At 68.0% G+C, this 23,766-nt stretch carries 20 protein-coding genes; 18 read left to right on the forward strand and 2 right to left on the reverse strand.

Annotation, left to right across the window (positions count from 1 at the left end):
• The first annotated feature begins 129 nt into the window (after window positions 1-129).
• From HFP89_RS06805 to HFP89_RS06820, 4 genes are read left to right on the forward strand one after another with little or no spacing between them, the layout of a single operon-like run.
• A complete protein-coding gene (locus HFP89_RS06805) occupies window positions 130-1,344 on the forward strand; it encodes a geranylgeranyl diphosphate reductase (protein ID WP_168716895.1) in 1,215 nt (404 codons plus the stop codon).
• Window positions 1,341-1,832 carry a TspO/MBR family protein gene (locus HFP89_RS06810; RefSeq protein ID WP_168716896.1) on the forward strand — a complete coding sequence of 164 codons (492 nt, stop codon included), beginning with the start codon at window positions 1,341-1,343 and terminating at the stop codon, window positions 1,830-1,832. Before HFP89_RS06805 ends, HFP89_RS06810 begins: the two co-directional genes overlap by 4 nt.
• 15 nt (window positions 1,833-1,847) lie before the next feature.
• Complete coding sequence (gene bchO / locus HFP89_RS06815; protein ID WP_346775200.1) at window positions 1,848-2,777, forward strand: alpha/beta fold hydrolase BchO; 930 nt, start codon at window positions 1,848-1,850, stop codon at window positions 2,775-2,777.
• Complete coding sequence (locus tag HFP89_RS06820) at window positions 2,777-3,049, forward strand: hypothetical protein (protein WP_168716897.1); 273 nt, start codon at window positions 2,777-2,779, stop codon at window positions 3,047-3,049. Before bchO ends, HFP89_RS06820 begins: the two co-directional genes overlap by 1 nt.
• Window positions 3,050-3,058: 9 nt before the next feature.
• Here the strand turns inward: HFP89_RS06820 and HFP89_RS06825 are convergent, their stop codons facing one another.
• A complete protein-coding gene (locus HFP89_RS06825; protein ID WP_168716898.1) occupies window positions 3,059-3,229 on the reverse strand; it encodes a hypothetical protein in 171 nt (56 codons plus the stop codon).
• A gap of 464 nt (window positions 3,230-3,693) precedes the next feature.
• On the opposite strand from HFP89_RS06825, the gene HFP89_RS06830 reads away from it, so the two are divergent.
• From HFP89_RS06830 to HFP89_RS06860, 7 genes are all read left to right on the forward strand, one after another.
• Window positions 3,694-6,372, forward strand: a complete 2,679-nt coding sequence (locus tag HFP89_RS06830) for a TonB-dependent receptor (RefSeq protein WP_168716899.1) — start codon at window positions 3,694-3,696, stop codon at window positions 6,370-6,372.
• 157 nt (window positions 6,373-6,529) lie between these two features.
• Window positions 6,530-7,909 carry a BCD family MFS transporter gene (locus tag HFP89_RS06835; RefSeq protein ID WP_168716900.1) on the forward strand — a complete coding sequence of 460 codons (1,380 nt, stop codon included), beginning with the start codon at window positions 6,530-6,532 and terminating at the stop codon, window positions 7,907-7,909.
• 42 nt (window positions 7,910-7,951) lie between these two features.
• Window positions 7,952-8,800, forward strand: coding sequence for a class I SAM-dependent methyltransferase (locus tag HFP89_RS06840; RefSeq protein ID WP_168716901.1), 849 nt, complete (start codon window positions 7,952-7,954; stop codon window positions 8,798-8,800).
• Window positions 8,801-8,848: 48 nt separating this feature from the next.
• Window positions 8,849-8,947 carry a DUF885 domain-containing protein gene (locus HFP89_RS15965; RefSeq protein WP_168716902.1) on the forward strand — a complete coding sequence of 33 codons (99 nt, stop codon included), beginning with the start codon at window positions 8,849-8,851 and terminating at the stop codon, window positions 8,945-8,947.
• 69 nt (window positions 8,948-9,016) lie between these two features.
• Window positions 9,017-9,871 (forward strand): LytTR family DNA-binding domain-containing protein, encoded by an 855-nt coding sequence (locus HFP89_RS06850; RefSeq protein WP_168716903.1) that lies wholly within the window; start codon window positions 9,017-9,019, stop codon window positions 9,869-9,871.
• A 163-nt stretch (window positions 9,872-10,034) separates the two neighbouring features.
• A complete protein-coding gene (locus HFP89_RS06855; RefSeq protein ID WP_168716904.1) occupies window positions 10,035-11,030 on the forward strand; it encodes a S41 family peptidase in 996 nt (331 codons plus the stop codon).
• 341 nt (window positions 11,031-11,371) lie between these two features.
• Entirely contained in the window at window positions 11,372-12,226 is an 855-nt protein-coding gene (locus tag HFP89_RS06860; RefSeq protein ID WP_168716905.1) for a hypothetical protein, read from the forward strand.
• Window positions 12,227-12,342: 116 nt separating this feature from the next.
• Here HFP89_RS06860 and HFP89_RS06865 read toward each other — a convergent pair whose 3' ends face one another.
• Window positions 12,343-14,244, reverse strand: coding sequence for a propionyl-CoA synthetase (locus HFP89_RS06865; RefSeq protein WP_168716906.1), 1,902 nt, complete (start codon window positions 14,242-14,244; stop codon window positions 12,343-12,345).
• Window positions 14,245-14,570: 326 nt separating this feature from the next.
• Here HFP89_RS06865 and HFP89_RS06870 point away from each other — a divergent pair, with 326 nt between their 5' ends.
• The 7 genes from HFP89_RS06870 (at window position 14,571) to HFP89_RS06900 (ending at window position 23,752) form a co-directional block, all read left to right on the forward strand.
• Window positions 14,571-15,524, forward strand: a complete 954-nt coding sequence (locus tag HFP89_RS06870) for a prenyltransferase (protein ID WP_168716907.1) — start codon at window positions 14,571-14,573, stop codon at window positions 15,522-15,524.
• Between the two features lie 79 nt (window positions 15,525-15,603).
• Window positions 15,604-15,957 (forward strand): carboxymuconolactone decarboxylase family protein, encoded by a 354-nt coding sequence (locus HFP89_RS06875; protein ID WP_168716908.1) that lies wholly within the window; start codon window positions 15,604-15,606, stop codon window positions 15,955-15,957.
• Window positions 15,958-16,031: 74 nt separating this feature from the next.
• Window positions 16,032-17,120 carry a transglutaminase-like domain-containing protein gene (locus HFP89_RS06880; protein WP_168716909.1) on the forward strand — a complete coding sequence of 363 codons (1,089 nt, stop codon included), beginning with the start codon at window positions 16,032-16,034 and terminating at the stop codon, window positions 17,118-17,120.
• Window positions 17,121-17,221: 101 nt separating this feature from the next.
• Window positions 17,222-17,764 (forward strand): DsrE family protein, encoded by a 543-nt coding sequence (locus HFP89_RS06885; RefSeq protein WP_168716910.1) that lies wholly within the window; start codon window positions 17,222-17,224, stop codon window positions 17,762-17,764.
• A 91-nt stretch (window positions 17,765-17,855) separates the two neighbouring features.
• The gene (locus HFP89_RS06890) at window positions 17,856-19,214 is read left to right on the forward strand and encodes an aminotransferase (RefSeq protein ID WP_168716911.1); all 1,359 of its coding nucleotides are present in this window, start codon (window positions 17,856-17,858) and stop codon (window positions 19,212-19,214) included.
• Window positions 19,215-19,551: 337 nt separating this feature from the next.
• Entirely contained in the window at window positions 19,552-20,619 is a 1,068-nt protein-coding gene (locus tag HFP89_RS06895) for an efflux RND transporter periplasmic adaptor subunit (RefSeq protein WP_168716912.1), read from the forward strand.
• A gap of 4 nt (window positions 20,620-20,623) precedes the next feature.
• Entirely contained in the window at window positions 20,624-23,752 is a 3,129-nt protein-coding gene (locus HFP89_RS06900; RefSeq protein ID WP_168716913.1) for an efflux RND transporter permease subunit, read from the forward strand.
• Window positions 23,753-23,766 lie beyond the last annotated feature (14 nt).

Here is a 23,766-nt window from a genome sequence, read left to right on the forward strand (position 1 = left end):
CGCTGCACATTGTCGATCCGATCGAACGAAACGGGTTGCGCCGATGGCGCGGCGCCGGTCCCGCGACCGCGCCGGTTGCGAGCGCGGATCGGCAAGGGTATCGTGCGATCAACGCAGGAGCAGATGAGCATGAACAACGATTCCACGAACGAATGCTTCGACGTCGTGGTCGTCGGCGGCGGTCCCGCCGGCGCGACCGCGGCGAACGACCTGGCCGGCCAGGGGCTGTCGGTCCTGCTGCTCGACCGCGGCGGGCGGATCAAGCCCTGCGGCGGCGCCGTGCCGCCGATCCTGCTCGAGGAATTCGACGTGCCCGAATCGCTGCTGGTCGCGCGCTCCCACTGCGCGCGGATGATCTCGCCGAAGTCGGCCGAGGTCGACATGCCGATCAACGGCTTCGTCGGCATGGTCGATCGCGAGCATTTCGACGAGTGGCTCCGCGAGCGGGCCGCCGCGTCCGGTGCGGTGCGCCGGACCGCCCGGTTCCAGGCCATCGAGCACGACGAACAGGGCCGCACGATCGTGGCGTATCGACCCAGCGGCCCCGAAGACGGCCGCGATGCCGAGCTCCAGCGGGTGGCCACCCGACTCGTGATCGGCGCCGATGGCGCCCGGTCCGAAGTCGCCCGGCAGAGCATTCCCGGCGCCGAGTCGATTCCGTTCGTCGCCGCCTATCACGAGATCGTCAGCTCGCCGCCGGAAGGCACCCGGGACTTCGACGGCGCGCGCTGCGACGTGTATTACCAGGGCGAGCTGTCGCCGGATTTCTACGCCTGGATCTTCCCCCACGGCGACTGCACCAGCGTCGGCGTCGGGACGGCCAACAAGGGCTTCTCGATGCGCGAAGCGGTGACCACGCTCCGCGAGCGTTCGGGCATGGGCGAAAGCGAGACGATCCGTCGCGAAGGCGCGCCGATTCCCCTGCGCACCCTCAAGCGCTGGGACAACGGTCGCGACGTGCTGCTGGCCGGTGATGCCGCCGGCTGCGTCGCACCGGCGTCCGGCGAAGGCATCTACTACGCGATGTTCAGCGGCCGGCGGGCCGCCGAGGCGGCCGCGGAGTTCTGTCGCAGCGGCGACCCGAAGGCGCTGCGCCTGGCGCGCAAGCGCTTCATGAAGGCGCACGGCCGGGTGTTCTGGATCCTCGGCATCATGCAGCGCTTCTGGTACACCACCGACAAGCGGCGCGAGCGCTTCGTCAGCATCTGCCGCGATCCCGACGTCCAGCACCTGACCTGGGAAGCCTACATGTACAAGCGGCTTGTCAAGGCCAAACCGATGGCGCACGTGCGGATCTTCTTCAAGGACATGGCGCATCTGCTGGGCTTCGCTTCGGTCAAATGAGTCCGACATCGCAGCGGACCCGGTGGGTCCCGGTCCTGCTCGCTGCGCTGGCGGCGTTGCTGGTTGCCCTGATGGGCGGCCTGGCGACCGACATCGGGGGCTGGTACCGCGCGCTGGAAAAACCGCCCTGGCAGCCGCCGGACTGGTTGTTCGGGCCGGCCTGGACACTGATCTACGCGTTGGCCGCGATGGCGGGCGTATCGGCCTGGCGCGGCGCTGCCGATCCGGCCGGTCGCAACCGCATTCTGCTGCTGTTCTCGCTCAACGCGTTCCTGAACGTGTTCTGGAGCCTGTTGTTCTTCCGACTCCAGCGGCCCGACTGGGCGCTGGTCGAAGTGGTCTTCCTGTGGCTGTCGATCGTCGCCCTGATCGTCGGTTTGCGGCCGCTGTCCCGGGCAACGACGGCCTACCTGCTGCCGTACCTGGCCTGGGTCACCTTCGCGGGGGTACTCAATGCCGAAGTCGTTCGGCTCAACCCGGGGTTCTGAGTGGATGCCGGGCGCGTGAACGCATCGCTGGTCGATCCTCCCGGTGCACTGGACTGGGCGAGCGAACGCGATCGCTGGCCGCACGCCGACGCCAGCCGGTTCGTCGATGTCGACGGATTCGGCTGGCACGTCCAGCAGATGGGCCGTGGGCCGGCCCTGCTGCTGCTGCACGGGACCGGCGCTTCGACCCATTCCTGGCGCAGCCTGGCACCGGTGCTGGCGCAGAGATTCACGGTGATCGCTCCCGATCTGCCCGGGCACGGCTTCACCGCCCCGGCCCCGCGTTCCGGCCAGACGGTGCCCGGCATGGCCGCCGCGGTCGCCGCGCTGGTCGAGCATCTGGGGGTCGAGCCGGTCGCCCTGGTCGGCCACTCGGCCGGCGCCGCGATCGCGATTCGCTGCTGTCTCGATGATCGATTGAACCCGGCCTCGGTGATCGGCATCAACGCCGCGCTGCTGCCGTTCCGCGGACCGGCCGGGCTGCTGTTTCCGCCGCTGGCTCGATTGCTGTTCCTCAACCCGTTCACGCCGCGGGTGTTCGCGCGTCGCGCGGCCGACCGGCGCCGGGTCGAGCGGTTGCTTCGCGGGACCGGGTCGGCGCTCGATCCGGACGGTATCGATCTGTACGCCCGCTTGTTCGTCGATCCGGGACACGTGGCCGGCACGCTCGGCATGATGGCCAACTGGGACCTGGCCCGCTTCGCCCGCGACCTGCCGGAATTGGACGTTCCGCTGCTGTTGATCGCCGCCGAGAACGACCGGACGATTCCGGCCGGCGCCGCCGACCGGGTCGGCCGGATCGTGCCGGGGGCCGTGGTCGAGCGGCTGCCCGGCCTGGGGCACCTGGCCCACGAGGAAGACGCCGGGGCAGTGGCCGAGCGGATCGAAGCGTTCATCGCGCGCGCCGATTCCCCTGCCGCGCAAGCTCGGCAGGCAGTCGACTGATGGCCGAACTGTTCTCCAGTGGTCGCATCGTCGACCTGATCCTGGCGATGATGATCGTCGAAGCGCTGGTGCTGTACGGCGTTGTTCGCGCGACCGGGCTGGCCGTGCCGCTACGTGGGCTGCTGCTGAACCTGGCCGCCGGCGCCTGCCTGCTGCTGGCGCTGCGGGCGGTGCTGACCGGCGCGGCCTGGCCGGTGGCCGCGGTCTGGCTGACGCTCGCCCTGGCGACGCACCTCGGCGACCTCGGCCAGCGCATGCGCCGGCCGCGATGACCGATCGGTTCAGTCGTTCGAATCCCTGCCGTTGTCGGTCGCAGCGTCGGTGGCGGCGGCCCGCGTTTCGTCCCGCTGGCGGTCCTTCTTCAGTTCCTTGTTGACGTCGTACAACTGCCAGAACCCGATGCCGAAGGCCACGGCGACGATCAGGGCCAGTTCGAGAACCTTGATGCTCATGGTTGGCCTCCGCGAGCTGTTTCGTTCGATTCCAGGTCGCGAGTCTAGTGCACCCCGCGCAAGGACGGGTCACGCTCCGGCGACGGCGAGTGCCACCGAACGATCCGCGGGGCCCGTGCGCCGGCCGCTTTCGGCAGCCCGGTGCGCCCTATCGATTCCGCCGTGTGAGGGTTTTGTGAGGTTTTGATCTGGCGCAAGAGCGGTGCCGGAACGCATCGCTAGCATGCCGCCAATCCTGAACCGGCCCCGATGCCAGCGCTCGATCTTCACCCACCCGCCGGCGACGGATTCCGGCCGGATCGCACCAGCGATTCATGCCTGCCCGAGGGACGCACGCAACCGGCAGCAGAGTGAAGATCCTTCGTCTCGGCCTCGTGCGTTCGGGTCGCGTAGCACCACCGATCACGCCGACGGTCCCCGTCGTGCGTCCAAAAGAAGAAGCAGCAGACCAGGAGGGTTAGACAGTGAGCAGATTCCCCGGAACGAACGATCCCGCCACGCCCGAATCGACCGGCCTCAGACGCCGCCCGCTGAGCTCGGTGATGTCGACCTGTTGTCTCGCGCTGGCACTGGGCGCGGTCGCGCCGGCGATGGCGCAGAGCGACATGTCGTCGGACCCGGACCCGGGCGTCGCCCCGGACGAGAGCGTGCTGCTCGAGAAGGTGGTCGTGACGGTTCGCCGCATCGAGGAAATCTCCGATACCGTTCCGCTGACCATCCGCGTCATCGACGAGCAGGAGATTCTCCGCCGTGGGATCTACAGCATCGAAGACGTCGCCCGGCTGACGCCGGGGCTGACCTATGACCTGGGCGGCTTTCCCAACGACACCCGGCCGGCGGTGCGCGGCATGCAGGCCGAACGCGGGCGGCCCAGCGTTGCGGTCATGATCGACGGCATCGACCTGTCGGGCGAGAACCTGGCGATCTCCGGCGGTGGAGCCGGCGTGGTGCCCGACCTGATGGATCTCGAACGCATCGAGATCGTCAAGGGACCGCAAACCACGCTCTACGGCCGCAATGCGTTCGCCGGCGCGATCAACTACATCACCAAGCGGCCCTCCGACGTGCCCGAAGGGCGGCTGGAGCTCGAGCTGGCCGAGTTCGGCCACCGGCGCGCGGCCGGCATGATCAGCGGGCCGATCGTCGAGGACGTGCTCGGCTATCGCATCAACGCTGCGTATCGCGAAAACGACGGGTTCTGGACCAATCCGGTCAACGGCGGACCGCTCGGCGCCCAGGAGTTCCAGGGCATTGCCGGCGCGCTGCAGTTCACGCCGACCGAGGCCTGGGACATCAACCTCCGTTACCAGGTCAGCTCCACCGACCATTCCGACTATCCGACCGCGCAGCTTCCGGCCAACACCCGGCTGCCGGTGCCCGACGGCACCTTCACCGCCGGTCCGCCGGGCTCGCCGTCGCTGCCCTGCCCGGCCGACCTGTCCGGCCAGCCGGCGCCGGTGGTCGGTGCCTGCACCCGAGGCACGATCGTCGGCCCGGTCCGCGCCGACATCGATGATGTCCAGATGGGCTTCAACGAAGTCACCGGCCGGCCGCCGCGTGGCCTGGAGCTCGACCAGCAGATCGTCTCGCTGGACGCGGCCTGGGACATCGGCTTCGGCAAGCTGCGCTACACCCTGGGCTGGATCGACAACGAGAGCTTCGTCGAGGCCGACGGTGACTTCACCGACTTCGACGGCCCGCCCGGCTTCGTGTTCTCGCTGTCGGCGCTGCAGCAGCTCGATTACGCCGACGAGCGCTTCGACCACAACCTGTTCTGGACCCATTCCTTCGGCACCTTCAGCGTGCTGATCGGTGCCCAGTACCTGGAAGAAGAATCGGCGCTGGTCAACAGCTCGAGCTTCTGGGTCCGCAACCCGGACTCGCCGCTGGGGGGGCCGCCGTTCTTCCTGGCCACCGAGCAGGTCACTCCGGCGTTTCCGGTGCGGATCACCCGGGATACCGAGTACTCCGCGGTCTTCGGCAAGATGAACTGGAACATCACCGAAACGCTTCGCCTCGGGCTGGAAGCGCGCTACAACTCCGATGACATCGAGTACGGCGTTCCGGGTTGGCGCCTCCAGGACGTCTCGCTGCGCGGTCTGGAGCCGGTCTGTCTGCCGGGCCTCCCGCAGGGCGCGATCTTCATGGGCGTCCCCGGCCCGGACGTGCCGCCGCCGGGCACCGTGCAGGCCTGCCCGCGTTCGGAAAGCCTGTCGTACAACGAGTGGACGCCGCGCGTGACGCTCGACTGGCAGATCAACGACAACGTGATGGTCTACGGCAACGTGGCGAGGGGCTTCAAGCCCGGCGGCTTCAACGTCAACGAACTGATCGACTTCGACGGCCAGGGCTACCTGCCGGAGTTCGTCGACGCCTACGAAGTCGGCGTCAAGAGCTTCTTCCCGCAGGCGCGCCTGGCGATCGACGCGGCGGTCTTCTACAACGACTACACCGACCAGCAGATCGGCGTCCAGCTGAACCAGACCGGTGCCGGCGACACCATCGTGGCCATTCCGGGCATCGCCAACGCCGCCGAGGTCGAATCCAAGGGCTTCGAGATCGCCGCGGCCTGGACGCCGTTCCACGGCCTGAACCTGGATCTCGGCTACGCCTATACCGACGCGACCTTCCAGGACTATGTGCAGGGACCGGCACCGAACGCCGTGACCGGGCCGGAAACCTTTGCCGCCTGCGGCGTGCCGTTCGGCCAGACCTCGTCGCCACAGATCCGGGCCGAGGCCGGCAACGCCTGTGCCGATTTCTCGGGCAACGCCGTGGCCAAGAGCCCGAAGCACGCCGTCAACGCCGGTGCGCTCTACCGCGGCTCGCTGAATGATCGGGGCGATACCTGGTTCGTCGAGTTGAACGCGCAGTACCGCTCGAAGCGCTACGTCAGCGAAGCCAACCGTGCCTGGATGCCGAGCTACACCAATTACGATCTGCAGGCCGGTCTCGAGTTCGATCGCTTCAGCGTGGTCGGTTTCGTCAGCAACCTGACCGACGACGACACCATCCGCACCGCGCAGCGCAACGTGGATCCCGGTCGGCCCGAAGGGTTCGCACCGGGCCGGGCGATCATCGCCTATCTCCCCGAGCCGCGGGTGGCCGGCGTTCGCTTCATCTATCGCTTCGGCACGCCTTGACGCGCAGGACCGCGCCGATCTCCGGTCCGGCCGTACGCCGGCCCGGTCTCCCGGGCCCCGGGGTCGGTGCGGGTCGGCAGGGCGGGCCGGTTGTCAACCTTGAAATGTCGGCGCACATGGTCTACAACGATGGCCCGGTTCAAGGAAGTCTCCCGCCATGCTGAAGGCCATCTGGGCGGTCATCTGGACATTGCGCATCGCCCTGCCCAAAGTGGCGGTCGGCTGGATGTTCGCCCTGCTGACGATCGATTTCAATCGCGTCGCGATGGTCGAGCTGGGCATTGCCGCGATCGTCGTCACGGCACTGCTGTCCATCCACTACTTCATGGCGCCGTTCCAGGTCGTCGTCGGCCGCATCGCCGACACGCTGCCGATCTTCGGCTACCGGCGAACGCCGTACCTGCTGATGGGCAGCGTGGTCGTCAGCCTGCTGTTCCTGATGCTGCCGAGCGTGGCGATGGGGATGGGCGAGGGTTCGACGCTGGCCTTCTTCAGCGCGATCGTGCTGTTCACGCTGTTCGGCATCTCGATGGCGATCATCGCCGACACCTACCATTCGCTGATCGCCGAGGTCACCACGCCGGAAACACGCGGGATGGTGATCTCCGTGGTCTGGGTCGTATTGATCATGAGCACCATCCTGGCCACGGTGGTGATGAACATCGTTCGTCCTGAGTTCACGCCGGAGGCGATGCAGGACCTCTACAACCTGACCCCGCTGATCGTCATCGGCAGCACGCTGCTGGGGGTGATCGGCATGGAGAAGCGCCTGAACCGGGAGGAACTCGAGGACGCGCGACTCAAGGCGCGGTCGCTGGCACCGCCCGGCAACCCGCTGGCCTCGGCGTTCCGGCTGCTGAAGACGAACCCGCCCACCCGCGCGTTCTTCGCCTTCATCTTCATCGCGATCTTCGCGATCTTCCTGCAGGAAAACATCCTCGAGGTATTCGGTGCCCGGGTCTTCGACATGCCGATCGACGAGTCCACCACGCTGGAACGCTACTGGGCCGGCGGAGTGTTGATCGGCATGGTCCTGACCGGCGTGATCGCCACGGGATTGAAGATCTCGCGCAAGAAGCTCGTCATCGTCGGCGTCATCGGCGCGGCCATCGGCTTCGTGATGCTCGGCATCTCCTCGATGCTGGAAATCCTTCCGATCCTGAAGCCCTCGCTGTTCGGAATGGGCCTGTTCATCGGCATGTTCAACGTCGGCGCGCTGGCGCTGATGATGGAGATGACCGTCGCCAATGCCACCGGGCTGTACATGGGCCTGTGGGGCACCGCCCAGGCGCTCGGCAAGGGCATCTCGTCGCTGCTCAGCGGTACGCTGCTGACCCTGACCATCGATACGGGCTTGCTGACGGCGAACATGGCCTTCTTCGGCATCTTCCTGCTCGAGGCGGCCGGGCTGCTGCTGGCCGGTTACATCCTCTACAACATCAGCATCCGCGAGTTCGCCGACCGTGCGAGCCGGGCCAAGCAGGATGTCGAAGGCGCCGAGGCGCCGATTTCGACCGGAACGACCGTCAACGCCTGAGCCGGCCGGGGACCGAGCCCGATCGGACGCGGAGAATTCTTCATGACCGACCAGTCCGGCCTCGATTACCAGTTCGATACCCGCGTCGCGGAGCAGTACGACGTCATCCGCGGGCATCCCGCCGAGGTCTCCGACGAAATCGGCCGGGCGATTGCCGCGCAGATGCCCGAGGCGGCACGCGTGCTCGAACTGGGGGTCGGTACCGGGCGGATCGCGTTGCCCGTCGCCGCGGCCGGGTGCGAGGTCTACGGCATCGACGTCTCGGCACACATGCTGGCCTGGCTGTCGCGCCGCATCGCGACGGAGGGCCGCGACAACATCCACCTGGCGCGCGGCGACATCACGGCGCTGCCGTTCCGCGAAGGCGCGTTCGACGGCGCGATGGCGGTGCACGTGCTGCACCTGGTCGCCGACTGGGCCGACGTGCTCGAGCAGGTCAGCCGCCTCGTCCGGCCGGGCGGCATGCTGGTGCTGGGCCGCGACTGGATCGACCCGGAGTCGTTTTCCGGCACCCTCCGCAACACCTTCCGCCGGACCGTGGTCGAGGTCGGCACCGAGATGCTGCCGCCCGGCGCCACGGCCGCGGCGCCGCCGAGCGGCGGTGCGGCGATCGTCAAGACGCTGATGGACCTGGGTGCCCATCCGGTCGGCGAAGGCGAAGTGATCGGCGCCGAATGGCAGACCGAGCTCACCCCGCGCCAGGTGCTCGACGGCATCCGCTCGCGCGACGACGCCGAGAGCTGGGTGCTGCCCGACGACGTGCTGACCGAGACCATGCGCCGGCTCGACGCCTTTGCCGAAGCGCAGTGGCCGGACCTCGATGCCGAGCTGCCGGTCACCCGGCGGTTCATGCTGGGCGTGTTCCGCTTCGGCGACCGAGCGCGGGCGTAGCCGTGACCTTTGGCGCATGAGTGCTCGGGAGTCGAGCGCGATTTCGTCATGCCCGGCCAGGCGCTGGCCTGCAAGGTCGGCATGATGAAAATCCTCGAGCGGATCATCGGCGAGTGGATCGCCGAGACGCGGGCCTCGGGGGTCTGATCCCGGTCCGGTCGAACCCTCGAGCCCCGTACGGGCGTTCCGCGCCCCGGCCGCGGTAAGCTTCCCGGCATGGCCGTCTCGACCCTCGCCGCGATTCCGTCCCACGTTCGCGCGTTCCTGCGCCGTCCGCTGCGGTTCGTCGACTCGTGGTGGCTGCCGATCGGGCTGGGCACGACCATCGGCGCGGTCCTGGTGTTCAGTATCGTGTTCCTCGAGCCGATGGGGACCGACCGCTACACCGGCTCCTATCCGACGCTTCGCTACATGGGCTACGGGCTGTGCGTGCTGGGCTCGTTCCTGGTCGTCCATGCGCTGGCCCGGGCCTGGCTGGAGCGGCGCCGTCGGGTCTGGCGGATGGGCCACGAGCTGGTCGCGCTGGTCCTGCTGATCCTGCTGATCTTCAACAGCTGCTACGCCTGGCTCTGCCTCGTCATCAACCAGGTGCCGGTCACCTTCGACGGTTGGTTCGGCTTCTCGACCCGGATTGCCGCTCCCTATCTGCTGCTGCTGACGCCGCCGGCCCTGCTGGCCCGGCGCGCGCTGATCGCCGTACTGGGCGACCGGGCCGGCGAGGAGCGGATCGTGCTGACCGGTCGGAACCAGGGCGACCGGCTGCGCCTCCCGGCGTCCGATTTCGTGTTCGCCGAGGCCGAGCAGAACTACGTCACGATCCACTTCCTGCGCCGCGGCGAGCCCGATCGACGGATGTTCCGCGCCACGCTGGCCCAGATCGAGGACCAGCTGCCGGCCGCGCTGCGCGTGCATCGCTCGTACCTGGTCCACCCGGGCCGGGTGCGCGCCGTCGAGGGCAATGCCCGGAAGCGGACCGCGAGGCTGGACGGCGCCGACCGACCGATTCCGGTCTCGCCGAACTTCGAGCTGGCCAGGCTCGAGGCGGCGATGTCGGAGGCCGGGCCGGGCTGACGGTCGCCCGATCCCGGACCGGCGTCGTCGTCCCGGCCGCGTCGCGTTCGTCCCGCCGGTGTTCGGTTTCGTCAAACAGGCTTCGCGTTCGTCACAGCCCGCTGGACAAGGGGGTCCGGCCGCTCGAGACTGGCTGCACACCCAAGCACGACCGAGTCCGATCATGAACCGATTACTTGCCCCTCTTTTCCTCGCGCTGGCCGTGAGTGCACTTCCGGGCCGGGCTGCCGCGCCCCCCGAGCCGCTGCCGCGCGCCGCGCTCGTCGAGAAGATCCTCGCCACCGCCGAGGCCGCCGTGGCCGACCCGCGCTGGCTCGAAGGCCCGGCATGGCAGGAGTTCAAGGACGCCGTCCGCGATCCCGAAATGCAGGCGCTGGACGACGCGGCGTTCCGCCGCGCGTTCAATGACGCGACCGACGGGCTGCCGTTCACCCATTTTCGCCTGCACTGGCAGAATCCGCCCGAGGGCGAGGACCACGCCGCGCCGCCGATCACCCTGGACTGGCTGAGCGACGGCGTGGCGCGCATACGGGTCCGGATGTTCGCGGGCGATCCGGCCCTCTTCGCGGCTCGGATGACCGAGGTCATCGAGTCCGGCGCCGAGGCGCTGATCCTCGACCTGCGCGGCACGCCGGGCGGCTCCTTCCCGACCGCGGTCGCGGTTTCGCGGGCGCTGGTGAACGAAGCGATGGATGCCGGGGCCTTTCTGACCCGGGGCTGGTACGCGCGTCACCGGACGACCCCGAACGCCGAGCAGTACGCGGCGATCCCGCCCGTGGAGGACTTGGACCTCGAGGTCTTCGTCCGACAGCTGCAGCGCGACGGCGCCGCCCGCCTGGTGCTGCCGGCCCACGACGGGCCGGTGTTCGCCGGTCGCGTGGTCGTCCTGACCGACAGCGCCACGGCCAGCGCCTGCGAGCCCCTGGTCTACCGACTGCAGCAGCGCGGGGTGCCGGTGATCGGCGAACGCACCGCGGGCGGCATGCTCAGCGCCGAGCACTTCCCGATGGACGGGACCTTCAAGCTGTTCGTGCCGGTGGCCGACTACGTCGCGCCCGACCTCGTGCGGCTCGACGGCCGCGGCGTGGCGCCGGATATCGAGGTGCCGGCCGAAGAGGCGCTAATGCGCGCTCTGGCGCTGCTCGATCAATCCGTCTGAGTCGGGTCCCAGGTTCCGTGCGCGGACGGCGTAGGGCGTCGAGCGTGCAAAAAGTCGAAAGAGATGCGGGTGCTTGACCCCCCCCCCCTTCATTTTTGTATTCTGCAATTGGCGTTGGCAAACACCAGGGGTCGTCAACAAGAATCAGACGAAGTAATTTCAGGGTTACGGGGTTCGTTTGAACTAACGTTGGAGTGTCATCATGGCGATGGGGCTCTGGACCCGCATGGCCTTGTTCAAGGCTTCGTCTAGAATCGACATCGTTGGTTCGCTCTTTTTGATGAATCTCAGGCTTTTCGGCGCCGAACAATATTCCGTCAGTTCAATCAGGAGAAAGCAAAATGCGACGAACCTTTTTGCTAGCCCTCGGCATATTTTTCGGTGATGCATCCGCGGACTCTGCATGGTGGCAGCTCTGTGATAGCTGTACTACGTCCCAACAGTTCAGTAATGCCGTCGTTGGCGCACCGGCACCCCATGAAATCGTGTATGTAACGAATCGGCAAACGAACACGACGAAAAAATTCAACCGATTCACGACCTGGGAAGATTTGGGAACTGGCTACGTCCAGATGACCCATGTATATCCGGTGACAATGAGTGCCTCCGAAGAAGATGCATTCGAGTCTGCGGTGGAGAAATCCAGAATCGTTCAGTTGCGAGTCCCCCGATCGGATCTCGATGGCCTCGTTCCTGGCGTCGGACCGAGTGAATCTGCAGTGATCGATATCCAGAACGGTTATCTCGGTAGTCCGATCATCAATGCCATACGAGATATGGTGGAGCTCAGTGGGGCGTTGCCCGACCATGTTTCGGTAAGTGCAGAAGCCGGATTGAGTACTCCAATTGCCGGCGCCAACTATGGACAGGGGAACTCGATTCGCCAGAGTTCTCTGACCGTGATCATCAATTATCCGGATGGATCGAGCCTTCAGGTAGTTCGGAACCCCGATGGATCACTGACCGGATGGGCAGCGGTCGATGCTGACGGAAACGTCATCCTGTTCCAAGCCCAAGATGGCAGTTTGGTGCCCGTCGATGCCAGCTCTATCGGAGATGAATATTCATTCGGTCCTGGGGGTCCGGCTATCGGCGATGCTGCGCGAGAACTTCTAGAAGTCTGGTTCCGTGAGGGGCTGAACTGCTGGAGCGAGCCTACCCCGATTGGAATTCGTGTGAATTGCAGTCGCCCCTAGTTGCAGGCGATTCTTTCGCCTTGCAAACACTGAATGCGGTGCTGTTCGACCGGAGCGAGGGCTGACCCCTCGGTTCAATTGGTCAGAGGCGTGGGCGACATGGTCGCCCGCGCCAGTCATTCTGGCTCCTCGACCGCGTACCCGAGATGCAGCAGTGCCGCCTGCACTTCGTCGAGAATCGCCGGGTCGTCGATCGTCGCCGGCATCGTCCACTCGCGACCGTCGGCGATCGATTTCATCGTGCCGCGCAGGATCTTGCCCGAGCGGGTCTTGGGCAGGCGATCGACGGCCGCGACGAGCTTGAACGCGGCGACCGGGCCGATCGATTCGCGCACGCGGGCGATCAACTCCGCCCGCAGCGTCTCGGCGTCGCAGTCGACGCCGTCCTTCAGCACCACCAGCCCGAGCGGCAGCTCGCCCTTCAGCGCATCGCGCACGCCGAACACGGCACACTCGGCCACCGCCGGATGCCCGGCCAGCGCTTCTTCCATCTCGCCGGTCGACAGGCGGTGGCCGGCGACGTTGATCACGTCGTCGATGCGGCTCATGATCCACAGGTAGCCGTCGTCGTCCTTGATGCCGGCGTCGCCGGTCAGGTAGTAGCCCGGATAGCGTTCCAGGTAGGCGCTGCGGTAACGGTCGTCGGCCTGCCACAGCGTCGGCAGGCAGCCCGGCGGCAGCGGCAGCTTGATGACGATCGCGCCGATCTCGCCGTCGGGTTGTTCGTTCCCGTCCGAATCCAGAACGCGCACGTCGTAGCCCGGCACCGCGCGGGTCGGCGAGCCCGCCTTGACCGGCAGGCGCTCCAGCCCCAGGCAGTTGGCGGCGACCGGCCAACCGGTCTCGGTCTGCCACCAGTGGTCGATGACCGGCACGCCCAGTCGATCCTCGGCCCAGTGCAGCGTTTCCGGGTCGCAGCGCTCGCCGGCCAGGAAAAGCGCGCGCAGGCTCGACAGGTCCGACTGTTCGATGAAGCGGCCCTCGGGGTCTTCCTTGCGGATCGCCCGGAACGCGGTCGGCGCGGTGAACAGGGTCGACACGGCGTGACGTTCGATGACCCGCCAGAAGGTGCCCGCGTCGGGCGTGCCGACCGGCTTGCCCTCGAACAGCACGGTGGTCGCGCCGATCAGCAGCGGCGCGTAGACGATGTAGGAATGGCCGACGACCCAGCCGACATCGCTGGCCGCCCAGAACACCTCGCCGGGGTGCGTGTCGTAGATGTTCGGCATCGACCAGGCCAGGGCCACGGCGTGGCCGCCGTGGTCGCGGACGATGCCCTTGGGCTGGCCCGTGGTGCCGGAGGTGTAGAGGATGTACAGCGGGTCGGTGGCTTCGACCGGCACGCAGTCGGCGGGTTCGGCATCGGCCACTTCGCTCGCCCAGTCGTAATCCCGGTCTTCGATCAGCACCGCCTCGCACTGTTCGCGCGCCAGGATCAGCGTGGACTCCGGCGGATGCTCGGCGGCCTCGATCGCCGCGTCGAGCAGCGGCTTGTACTCGACGATCCGGCCCGGCTCGATGCCGCAGGAGGCCGACAGGATCATCTTCGGTTTCGCATCGTCGATGCGCTTGGCCAGCTCGGCCGCGGCGAAGCCACCGAACACCACCGAGTGGATCGCGCCGATCCGGGCGCAGGCCAGCATGGCCATCGCGGCCTCGGGGACCATCGGCATGTAGACGATGACCCGGTCGCCCTTCGTCACCCCGCGCGCGACCAGCACACCGGCGAGCCGGGCGACCTCGTCGCGCAGTTCACGATAGGTCCAGCGGCGAATCGTTCCGGTGACCGGTGAATCGTGGATCAGCGCCACCTGATCGGCCCGGCCTCCGTCCACGTGCCGGTCCAGCGCGTTGTGGCAGGTGTTGAGCCGGCCGCCGGGAAACCAGCGGTAGAACGGCGCGCCGCTGTCGTCGAGTACGCGGTCCCAGCGGCGATCCCAGTCAATGGCCCCGGCCGCCTCGGCCCAGAACGTTTCGGGGTCTTCGAGCGAGCGTTGGTGAAGTTCGGCATGGGTCATGGTGCGTCCTCCCGGAGGCCTGCGAAACGAGCCCAGCGTCGCACGCCGCCCGCCGCCCCGCCATTCGACCTTTGGCGGACGGGGTGGAGGCGGTGAGCGGTGAGCAGTGAGCAGTGAACAGTGAGCAGTGAACAGTGAGCAGTGAGCAGTGAGCAGTGAGCAGTGAGCAGTGAGCAGTGAACAGTGAGCAGTGAACAGTGAGCAGTGAGCAGTGAGCAGTGAGCAGACAACTGAAAACTGAAAACTGAAAACTGAAAACTGAAAACTGAAAACCGCCGATCTCGTTTTTCGGGCACACTTGCCGACAGTCCGAACCCGACCTGCCCATGGCTGCAGAACCGGCCGTCGAGTCCGTGCCTCGCCGCATTCCCGCCGCGCTTCGTCCGCTGGTCGCGATCCGCGCGCCGTTCCTGCTCGCATCGCTGCTGCCGGTCGCGCTGGGCCTGGCCGGCGCGTACCAGGCCGGCGTCGCGATCGATGGCGCGCTGGCGGCCTGGAGCCTGCTGGCCGCCGCCTTGTTGCACGCCGGAATCAACGTGCTCAACGACGTGGTCGATGCCCGCAACGGCACCGACGCGATCAACGTCGATCGGATTCCTCCCTTCACCGGCGGCAGCCGGATGATCCAGGACGGGGTCTACACCGAGCGCGAACTGGCCCGGCTGTCTGCCATCCTGTTCGGCCTGGCGATCCTGATCGGCCTGTGGCTGGTCGTTGAGTCCGGCCCGGTGCTGCTGCTGCTTGGCGCGGTCGGCCTCCTGCTCGGCTGGAGCTACTCGGCCGAGCCGCTGGCGTTGAACCGCCGCGGGCTCGGTGAGGTCGCCGTGCTGGCCGGCTTCGCGCTGCTGCCGGCCGCGGCCTGGAGCGTGCAGACCGGTGCCTTCGAGCTCCGGGCGCTGGCCCTGGGCCTGCCCGGCGGACTGCTGATCGCGGCGCTGCTCTACATCAACCAGTTTCCCGACGTGGCCGCCGACGCCGCGGTCGGCAAGCGCCACTGGGTGGTGCGGCTGGGAACGGCGAAGGCTCGCTGGGGCTACCTTGTGCCGGTGGCCGCGGCGTGGGCCATCGCCGGGCTGGTGCTGCACTGGCTGGCGCTCGGCCTCGCCGGCGCGCTGCCGCTGCTGCCGGCCGGCCTGTCGATCGCTGCATTCACGGTCCTGGCCCGTGACCACGACCGGCCGTCGGCGCTGAAGCCTGCGATCGTCTGCACCCTGCTGGCGGCGCTCGCGCACATTGCGCTGCTGGCCGCGGTGCTGGCCTGGAGTGCGCCGGCCGACTAGTCGGAACCCACCGCGCCGCTGCCTGGGCGGTCCGTTCACCGGCTATGCTCTGTGCTGATCCGTCGTCAGAGAATCGACCATGACCGACCGCGTCAAGCAGTTCAACGAATACCGCCGCAAGATGAACGAGCGCCTGCTCGCCGAGGACAACCGCGTGATCAAGCGGATGTTCTCGCTGGATTCGCTGACCTACAGCGGCGACGGCGCGCTCGACGCCAAGAGCAAGGAACTGATGGGCCTGGTCGCCTCGCTGGTGCTCAGATGCGACGACTGCGTCAGCTATCACATCGCCCAGAGCGTCGAGGCCGGTGCCAGCCGTGAAGAGATCATGGAAACCATGAGCATCGGCCTGGTCGTCGGCGGCACGATCGTGATTCCGCACCTCAGGCGGGCGACGGAGTTCCTCGATGAAATCACCGGGGCGGGCCGGTGATCCGCGGACCCGGCCGGATCCGCCGGACCGCGTCCGACGCGATCGCTCGCTCGAAGCTGCGATAGACTGGGGTCATGATTCCCGTTCTGCTGCGATGGATATCGATCGCTGCGCTGGCGTTTCATGGTTTGACGTCTGCCAGTGCTTCGCCGCTGCCGCCCGAGGAGGTGCTGCGCCTGCCGCCGAGCTGGGTCGAGCGGCTCGAGCGCGACGTTGCGGGGGCGGCGCTGAGCCCAACGGGGCGAGTCGATCGGCTGGTCGAATTCATCGCCACCGATGGCGGCCTGGGCTTCCGGTACCGCGCCACGCCGACCACCGATGTGGCCGAGACCATCGCCCGCGGCGAGGGCAACTGCCTGAGCTTCACGCTGCTGTTCATCAGCGCGGCCCGCGCGCTCGGCATCGATGCCTATCCGCGAGAGGTCCGAGTGCCCGCGGCCTGGCGCGAGGAGGCCGGCCTGATCGTCGACGTCGGGCACGTCAACGTCGGAATCGACGTGCCGGGGCTGCGCAGAACGGTGGATTTCGAGCCCGACTATCTGTTGTCGCAGCGCCTGGCTGCTCCCTATCGCGGCCGCCGCATCAGCGATGAGCGCGCGCTGGCCCATTTCTACAACAACCGCGCCGCCGAGCTGCTGGCTGCCGGTGAACCGGACGCGGCCGCGGACTGGGCGGCGCAGGCGATCGAGCTCGATGCCGGCTTTGCCGCAGCGCTGAACACCGCAGGGGTCATCGAACGACGACGCGGGCAGCCGGAGCGGGCGCGCGAGCACTTCCTGGCCGCGCTCGAAGTGGCCGCCGACCCCGCATCGACGCTGTTCAACCTGGTCCGCCTCGAGCGTGCCGAAGGCCGGCCGGCGGCCGCCGCGGCCCACGCCCGCCGCCTCGAAGCGCTGCGCCCGGCCGACCCCTGGTTCCTGTGGTCGCTGGGTCGGTTCTACGAATCGCTGGACGAGCTGGCCCGCGCTGCCGATTTCCACGCGCGCGCCGCGCGCCTGGCCGACAGCGAACATCGCTTCCATGCAAGCCACGCGCGCGTCCTGTTCGCGCTCGGTCGCGACGAAGCCGCGGCCGAGGCGATGGTGCGCGCCGCGCACCGGATGGCTGCGGTGAGCGGCGACACCCGCCAGGCCAAGCTGGATGTCAAGGCGCTGATCAAGTAATCGAGTCAAGTCATCGGCGCGCGGCCACGATGGCCGCTCGCGATCACCCGGTGCCGGTGCTGTCGATCCCCCGTTGCCCATCCGTCGACCGGAGCCCGTTCATGAATCGAATCACCGTTTTCCTGATCGCTGTCCTGACCGTGCCTGCGATCGCCCAATCGTTGCCCGAGTCCTTCTCCACAGGCCCGGCCATTCCGGACCACGGCCCGGTCGCGCCGCAGCCGGCCGACGCGTTCAACCTGGTCCCCGGCGAGAGCTACCGCGTGCTCTTCGACGTCGCCAGCGGCTCGGCCGAAGAGCACGTGCTGAACCGCCGGCTGGAATCGGTGGCCCGCTTCGTCAACCTGCACGCCCGCGCCGGCATCGACCCCGACGACCTGCAGATCGAGGTCGTCACCCACGGCGGCACGCTGTTCGACGTGCTGTCGCGCGAGGCCTACCGCGAGCGCTTCGGCGTCGCGCACCCGAACGCCGATCTGCTCGACGCCCTGATGGCCGCCGGCGTCACCATCTACCTCTGCGGCCAGAGCGCCTCGGCTCGCGGCGTCGCGCCGGATGAAATCGCCCCGGGGGTCAAGATCGCCCACTCGGCGATGACCGTGCTGGTGCGGCGGCAGGCCGAGGGTTGGGCCTTGCTGCCCTGATCGTTCGGACCATCGTTTCGGTCGCCCGTCCGAACCGCGCGGCCGGGGCCGGTATGATCAGGCGCTGATCCTGCACCGGAGTTCGCCCCCGATGGCCGCCACGCTCGAAGCGCTCGACCGCCAGTACCTGTTCCACCCCTCGACCGACCTGCGCATGGTCCGCGACGGTCAGCCGCTGATCTGGACGAAGGGGCAGGGCATCCACGTCGAGGACCAGCACGGCAAGCGCTATCTCGAAGGCATGGCCGGCCTGTGGTGCACGGCGCTGGGCTACGGCGAGAAGGAACTGGCGAAGGCCGCCGCCGAGCAGATGGAAACCTTCTGCTACGGCCCGCTGTTCGCGGCGCGGGCCAACGAGCCGTCGATCAAGCTCGCGGCCAAGCTCGCCGAGTGGGTGCCGATCGACGGCGCGCGCTTCCTGTTCGGCTGCTCCGGCTCGGATGCCAACGACACCCAGATCAAGCTGGCGCGCTACTACTTCAACGCGATCGGCAAGCCGCACAAGAAGAAGATCATTTCCCGCAAGAGCGGCTACCACGGCACGACGCTGGCCACCGCCGCGCTGACCGGGCTGGCCCCGTTCCACGCCCATTTCGACGTACCGGGTCCGGACGTCGTTCACCTGACCGAGCCGCATCATTTCCGGCAAGCGCAGGACGGCGAATCGGAAGAAGACTTCGCGACCCGGCTGGCCGAGGAGCTGGAGGCCACCATCGCGCGCGAGGGCGCCGACACGATCGCGGCAATGATCGTCGAGCCGCTGATGGGCGCCGGCGGGCTGATCCTTCCGCCGAAGACCTACTACGAGAAGATCCAGCCGATCCTGTGCGAGCACGAGATCCTGCTGATCGACGACGAGGTGGTCTGCGCCTTCGGTCGCACGGGCAACCCGTTCGGCTGCCAGACCTTCGGCATGCAGCCGGCGACGATGACCCTGGCCAAGGCGCTGTCGTCGGCCTACCAGCCGATCTCGGCGGTGGCCATTCCGCCGTTCATGTACGAGGAGATCGAACGGGCCGCCGGCGAGGTCGGGATGTTCGGTCACGGCCTGACCTATTCCGGCCACCCGGTCGCCGCGGCCGTCGCGCTGCGCACGCTGGAGCTCTACGAAGAGCGCGGCCTGATGGACCATGCCGCGAAGATGGGCGAGGTGATGCAGGCGAAGCTGGCCCCGTTCGCCGACCACCCGCTGGTCGGCAACGTCCGCGGCGTCGGCCTGATCGCCGGGCTGGAGTTCATCGCCGACAAGGCGGCCGGCACGCGCTTCGACGCGTCCGAAAAAATCGCCTTCCAGGTCCAGAACGCCTGCCTCGAGGCCGGCCTGGTCATCCGCGCGCTGCCCGGCGACACCTGCGCCATCTGCCCGCCGCTGATCATCGACGAGGCCGGCATCGACGAGTTGGTGAACAAACTGGCCGAAGGCCTCGACCGGGTGCAGGCGAAGCGGTAGGCATTCGGCTTCGGTCAGGCCATGCGCCCGCGTCCTTGGAAGATGGACGCCAAGGCGATAAGGGGCGAAGGGCGCGAAGACGAGCCGTGATTCCGGATTGAAACGCGCGGTCGCGTGGCCCACTCGAAGAGCTCTTCGAGTTTTCTGTTCCCGGTGTTGAAGGGTCGTCCTCCCGATGAAGATTCGTCGTTGCATTTCCGTTGTCGATGATTCCTTGCGCTCTTCGCCCCTTTCGCGCCTTGGCGTCCATCCTCTATGAAGATCGAAGCCTCCCATCTCTGGGCCAGGCTGTCGACGAGGCCCCGCGAATTGATGCGGCTCGGCTATGCTGCCGGCCATGAATCTTCGAACCGTTCTGATTGCGATTCCGATGCTGGCCGCGACCGGTGTGGCGGCCCGGGAGCCGGCGCCGGTGGTGATCGCCGAGCCGGCGGTCGAGCCGGCGGTGGAGCAGGTCGAGCTGACCGGCTCGTTCACGGCCCGGCGCGCGGCGGATCTGTCGCCACGGCTGGCCGGGCTGGTCGAATCGATCCATTTCGACGCCGGCGATGCCGTCAAGGCCGGACAGCTGCTGGTCCAGCTCGACGATCGCCTGGCCGAGCTGGAGCTGGCCCAGGCCGCGGCCGATGTGGCCCGGGCCCGGGCGGGCTACGACGAAGCGGTTCGGTTGCGCAACGAGGGCCAGCGGCTGGCCCAGGACCGGTTCCTGCCCGACACCGAGATCCAGGCCCGCGTGTCCGGTGCCGAGGTCGCGCGGGCCGAGCTCGCGGTGGCCGAGGCCGCGCGCGATACCGCCGCCGAACGGATGGCCTTCCACCGCGTCGTCGCGCCTTTCGACGGCGTCATCGCGCGTCGCTTGACCGACGCCGGCGAGTGGGTGCAGAGCGGGACGGCACTGGCCGAACTGGTCGCCATCGATGATCTCTGGCTGGAGCTGCAGGCGCCGCAGCGACTGTGGCCGCAGCTGCCGCGCGCCGCCGGAATCGAGGTCAGCGTCGATGCGATTCCCGATCGGAGCTTCGCCGGCGAGCTGGTCGCCCGGGTGCCGGTCAGCGATCCGAACGCGCGGACCTTCCTGGTCCGCGTGACGCTGAGCGATGGTGATCCCGACATCACGCCGGGGATGTCGGCGCAGGCCCGGATCCGGCTGCAGACCGCCGACGACGCGCTGCTGGTGCCGCGCGACGCACTGATCCGCTACCCGGACGGGACCATCACGCTGTTCGTCGTCGATCGCTCGGTCTCGCCGCCGGTGGCCCGCCAGCGCCAGGTCCGGCTCGGCCGGGTCGAAGGCGATCGCGCGGTGATCGCCAGCGGCCTGGAGACGGGGCTGCCGGTCGTGATCCGCGGCAACGAGCTGCTGACCGACGGCCAGCCGGTCCGCATCGTCGACGGCGGGGGCTGAGGCGATGTTCGCCGGCGTGATCCGCCACGGCACCATCCTCGCGGTGGTCGTGCTCGTGATCTGCGTGCTCGGCGTACTGGCCGCGTTGCGCATTCCGGTCCAGATGATTCCCGACCTCGAGGTCCGCGTGGTCAGCGTCGAGACCCGCTGGCCGGGCGCCACGCCGCAGGACGTGGAGAAGGAAATCCTGGTCGAGCAGGAGGAATACCTGCGTTCGCTGCCGGGGGTCGAGCGGATGATTTCCTCGGCCTCCTACGGGTCGGCGCAGATCGAACTGGAGTTTCCCTTCGGCGTCGACATCAACGAGGCGCTGATCCGGGTCAACAACGCGCTGAGCCAGGTGCCCGGCTATCCCGAGAACGTCGACGAGCCGAGCCTCGAGGCCAGTTCGTTCTCGCAGAACTCGTTCATGTTCTTCTCGATCCGGCCGCTGCCGGGCAACCCCTTCGACCTCGACATGGCGCTGATGCGCGACTTCATCGACGACAATGTCCGCACGCGCATGGAGCGGGTGCCGGGCGTGTCGCGGGTCAACATATGGGGCGGCGCCGAACGCCAGGTGCGGGTGCAGGTCGATCCGGCCGCGGCGGCCGAGCTGGGCATCACGCTGGAGCAGGTGCGCAACGCGATCCGCGGCCGCAATCGCGACGTCTCGGGCGGCGACCTGGAGTCCGGCAAGCGCCGCTACCTGCTGCGCACCGTCGGCCGCTATGAATCGGTCGAGCAGATCGAACAGACCATCCTCGACGTGCGCGGCGATGCCATCCTGCGGCTCGGCGACATCGCCGAGGTCGAGATGTCGCACTACGAGCTGCGCGACCGCGCCTCGGTCAACGGCCTGAGAAGCATCACCCTGGCCGTCGACCGCGAGCCCGGCTCGAACGTGATCGACATCAAGCGCGCCATGCTGCCGACGATCGAGCAGATCAACGCCGACCTGGTCCGCCCGGCCGGCATGGAGATCACCCCGATCGCCGACGACGTGGTCTACGTCGAGGCCTCGGTGGCCAACGTCTGGAAGAACCTGATCCTGGGCGCGCTGCTGGCCACCGGCGTGATGTACCTGTTCCTGCGCTCGGGGCGCGCCACCCTGGTCGGCGTCATCGGCGTGCCGATCTGCACCATCGCCGCCTTCCTCGGCCTGGTCGCGGCCGGCCGCACGATCAACGTGATTTCGCTGGCCGGGGTGGCCTTCGCGATCGGCATGACGCTGGACAACACCATCGTTGTGCTCGAGGCGATCGAGCGCAAGCGTCGCCAGGGCATGGAGAAGATGGAGGCCGCGCTGGCCGGCGTCCGGCAGGTCTGGCCGGCGGTGCTGGCCTCGACGATGACCACGGTGCTGGTGTTCGCGCCGATCTTCTTCATCGAACAGGAGGCCGGTCAGTTGTTCTCCGACGTGGCGATCGCGATCTCGGCCTCGATCCTGGCCAGCATGCTGGTGGCCATCACCGTGGTGCCGGCACTGTCGGCGCGGCTGAGCTTCGGCCTGAAGAAGCACGCCGAGACCGGCACGGCGCTGCGCGAGACGATGGTCGCCGGCATCACCTGGCTGATCGGCACGGCACCGCGCCGGCTGGCCACCCTGGCCGGGACGCTGGGCGCGGTGGTGGCGATCCTGTGGACGCTGACCCCGCCGGCGGAATACCTGCCCGAGGGTGAAGAGCCGAAGATCTTCGCCCGGATGATCGCCCCGCCGGGCTACAACCTGACCGAGATGAGCCGCATCGGCGACGCGCTGGAAGAGCACTTCCTGCCCTATGTCGGTGCCGATCCCGAGAGCTTCGCCAGCGGCGAGGCGGAGGTGCCCGCGCTGGCCTACTTCAACCTGTCGGTGAACCCGAATGGGCTGCGCGTGATCGCCGAGCCGATCGATACCCGCTACGTCGGCGACCTGATCGAGGTGATGTCGGCGCACTACGAGACCTATCCCGGCATGCGCGCCTTCGTCAGCCGCGGCTCGATCATTTCCGGCAACGACGGCGGCACGCGCAGCGTCAACCTCGACATCACCGGCCAGGACCTGGCCGAACTCTACGTCGTCGCCGAGACGGCCTACCGTTACGCCGAGGACGCGTTCGACAACCCGCAGATCAATTCCTCGCCGGGCTCGCTGTCGCTGGACCAGCCGCTGATCGAGATCCGGCCGGACTGGGACCGTGCCGCCGAGCTCGGCTTCTCGGCCGACGGCCTGGGCTTCGCGGTCGCCGCGTTGACCGACGGCGCCTTCGTCGACGAGTATTTCCGCGGCGACGACAAGATCGACGTGTTCCTGTTTTCCACCGCCGGCAGCGATCGTGACCTGGCCGGCGTCGAGAACCTGCCGGTGTTCACGCCGTCCGGCGCGGTGGTGCCGCTGTCGGCCATCGCCGAGATCGTCGAGACCGTCGATACGGACTCGGTGCGCCGCCTGAACGGCCGCCGTACGGTCACGCTGAACATCATTCCGCCGCGCTCGGTGGCGCTGGAGACCGCGGTCGGCACCGTGCGGACCGAGGTCATCGAACGAATGCGGACCGACGGCGCGTTGCCGCAGGGCATCTCCGTCGACATTTCCGGGGCCAGCGACGAGCTGACCCAGACGCGCGCGGCGCTGGCCGACAACTACGTCGTCGCGATCGTTTTGAGCTTTCTGGTCATGGTCGCGATCTTCAACCACTGGGGCTGGCCGCTGGTGATTCTCACGGCGGTTCCGCTCGGGATCGCCGGGGGCATTGCCGGGCTGGCGGCGCTCAACGGCATCGGTGTGCGCCAGCCGTTCGACATGATCACGATGCTCGGCTTCCTGATCCTGCTCGGCGTGGTCGTCAACAACCCGATCCTGATCGTCGATCGCACGCTGAACAATCTTCGCGACGGCATGGACGACATCGTCGAGGCGGTGCGCGAAGCCGTGGAGTCGCGGATCCGGCCGATCCTGATGTCGATGATCACCACGCTGTTCGGGCTGGCGCCGCTGGTGTTCCTGCCCGGCGAGGGCACCGAGCTGTACCGCGGCGTCGGCGTGGTGGTGCTGTCCGGGCTGCTGTTCGCGACCCTCGTCACGCTGACCTTCCTGCCGGCGCTGCTGGTGACGATTCTCGGCTGGACCCGGCACCGCCGCCAGCCCGAAGGCGTGCCGGCGGTTCGCTGACCGGCCGCCCGCGG

The organism is Wenzhouxiangella sp. XN79A (genome assembly GCF_012272825.1).
Taxonomy (GTDB): Bacteria; Pseudomonadota; Gammaproteobacteria; order Xanthomonadales; family Wenzhouxiangellaceae.

Coding starts and splice junctions, on each gene's coding strand:
- HFP89_RS06805 (WP_168716895.1), top strand. CDS start 130: ATGAACAACGATTCCACGAACGAATGCTTCGACGTCGTGGTCGTCGGC.
- HFP89_RS06810 (WP_168716896.1), top strand. CDS start 1,341: ATGAGTCCGACATCGCAGCGGACCCGGTGGGTCCCGGTCCTGCTCGCT.
- HFP89_RS06820 (WP_168716897.1), top strand. CDS start 2,777: ATGGCCGAACTGTTCTCCAGTGGTCGCATCGTCGACCTGATCCTGGCG.
- HFP89_RS06825 (WP_168716898.1), bottom strand. CDS start 3,229: ATGAGCATCAAGGTTCTCGAACTGGCCCTGATCGTCGCCGTGGCCTTC.
- HFP89_RS06835 (WP_168716900.1), top strand. CDS start 6,530: ATGCTGAAGGCCATCTGGGCGGTCATCTGGACATTGCGCATCGCCCTG.
- HFP89_RS06840 (WP_168716901.1), top strand. CDS start 7,952: ATGACCGACCAGTCCGGCCTCGATTACCAGTTCGATACCCGCGTCGCG.
- HFP89_RS15965 (WP_168716902.1), top strand. CDS start 8,849: ATGCCCGGCCAGGCGCTGGCCTGCAAGGTCGGCATGATGAAAATCCTC.
- HFP89_RS06850 (WP_168716903.1), top strand. CDS start 9,017: ATGGCCGTCTCGACCCTCGCCGCGATTCCGTCCCACGTTCGCGCGTTC.
- HFP89_RS06855 (WP_168716904.1), top strand. CDS start 10,035: ATGAACCGATTACTTGCCCCTCTTTTCCTCGCGCTGGCCGTGAGTGCA.
- HFP89_RS06860 (WP_168716905.1), top strand. CDS start 11,372: ATGCGACGAACCTTTTTGCTAGCCCTCGGCATATTTTTCGGTGATGCA.
- HFP89_RS06865 (WP_168716906.1), bottom strand. CDS start 14,244: ATGACCCATGCCGAACTTCACCAACGCTCGCTCGAAGACCCCGAAACG.
- HFP89_RS06870 (WP_168716907.1), top strand. CDS start 14,571: ATGGCTGCAGAACCGGCCGTCGAGTCCGTGCCTCGCCGCATTCCCGCC.
- HFP89_RS06875 (WP_168716908.1), top strand. CDS start 15,604: ATGACCGACCGCGTCAAGCAGTTCAACGAATACCGCCGCAAGATGAAC.
- HFP89_RS06880 (WP_168716909.1), top strand. CDS start 16,032: ATGATTCCCGTTCTGCTGCGATGGATATCGATCGCTGCGCTGGCGTTT.
- HFP89_RS06885 (WP_168716910.1), top strand. CDS start 17,222: ATGAATCGAATCACCGTTTTCCTGATCGCTGTCCTGACCGTGCCTGCG.
- HFP89_RS06890 (WP_168716911.1), top strand. CDS start 17,856: ATGGCCGCCACGCTCGAAGCGCTCGACCGCCAGTACCTGTTCCACCCC.
- HFP89_RS06895 (WP_168716912.1), top strand. CDS start 19,552: ATGAATCTTCGAACCGTTCTGATTGCGATTCCGATGCTGGCCGCGACC.
- HFP89_RS06900 (WP_168716913.1), top strand. CDS start 20,624: ATGTTCGCCGGCGTGATCCGCCACGGCACCATCCTCGCGGTGGTCGTG.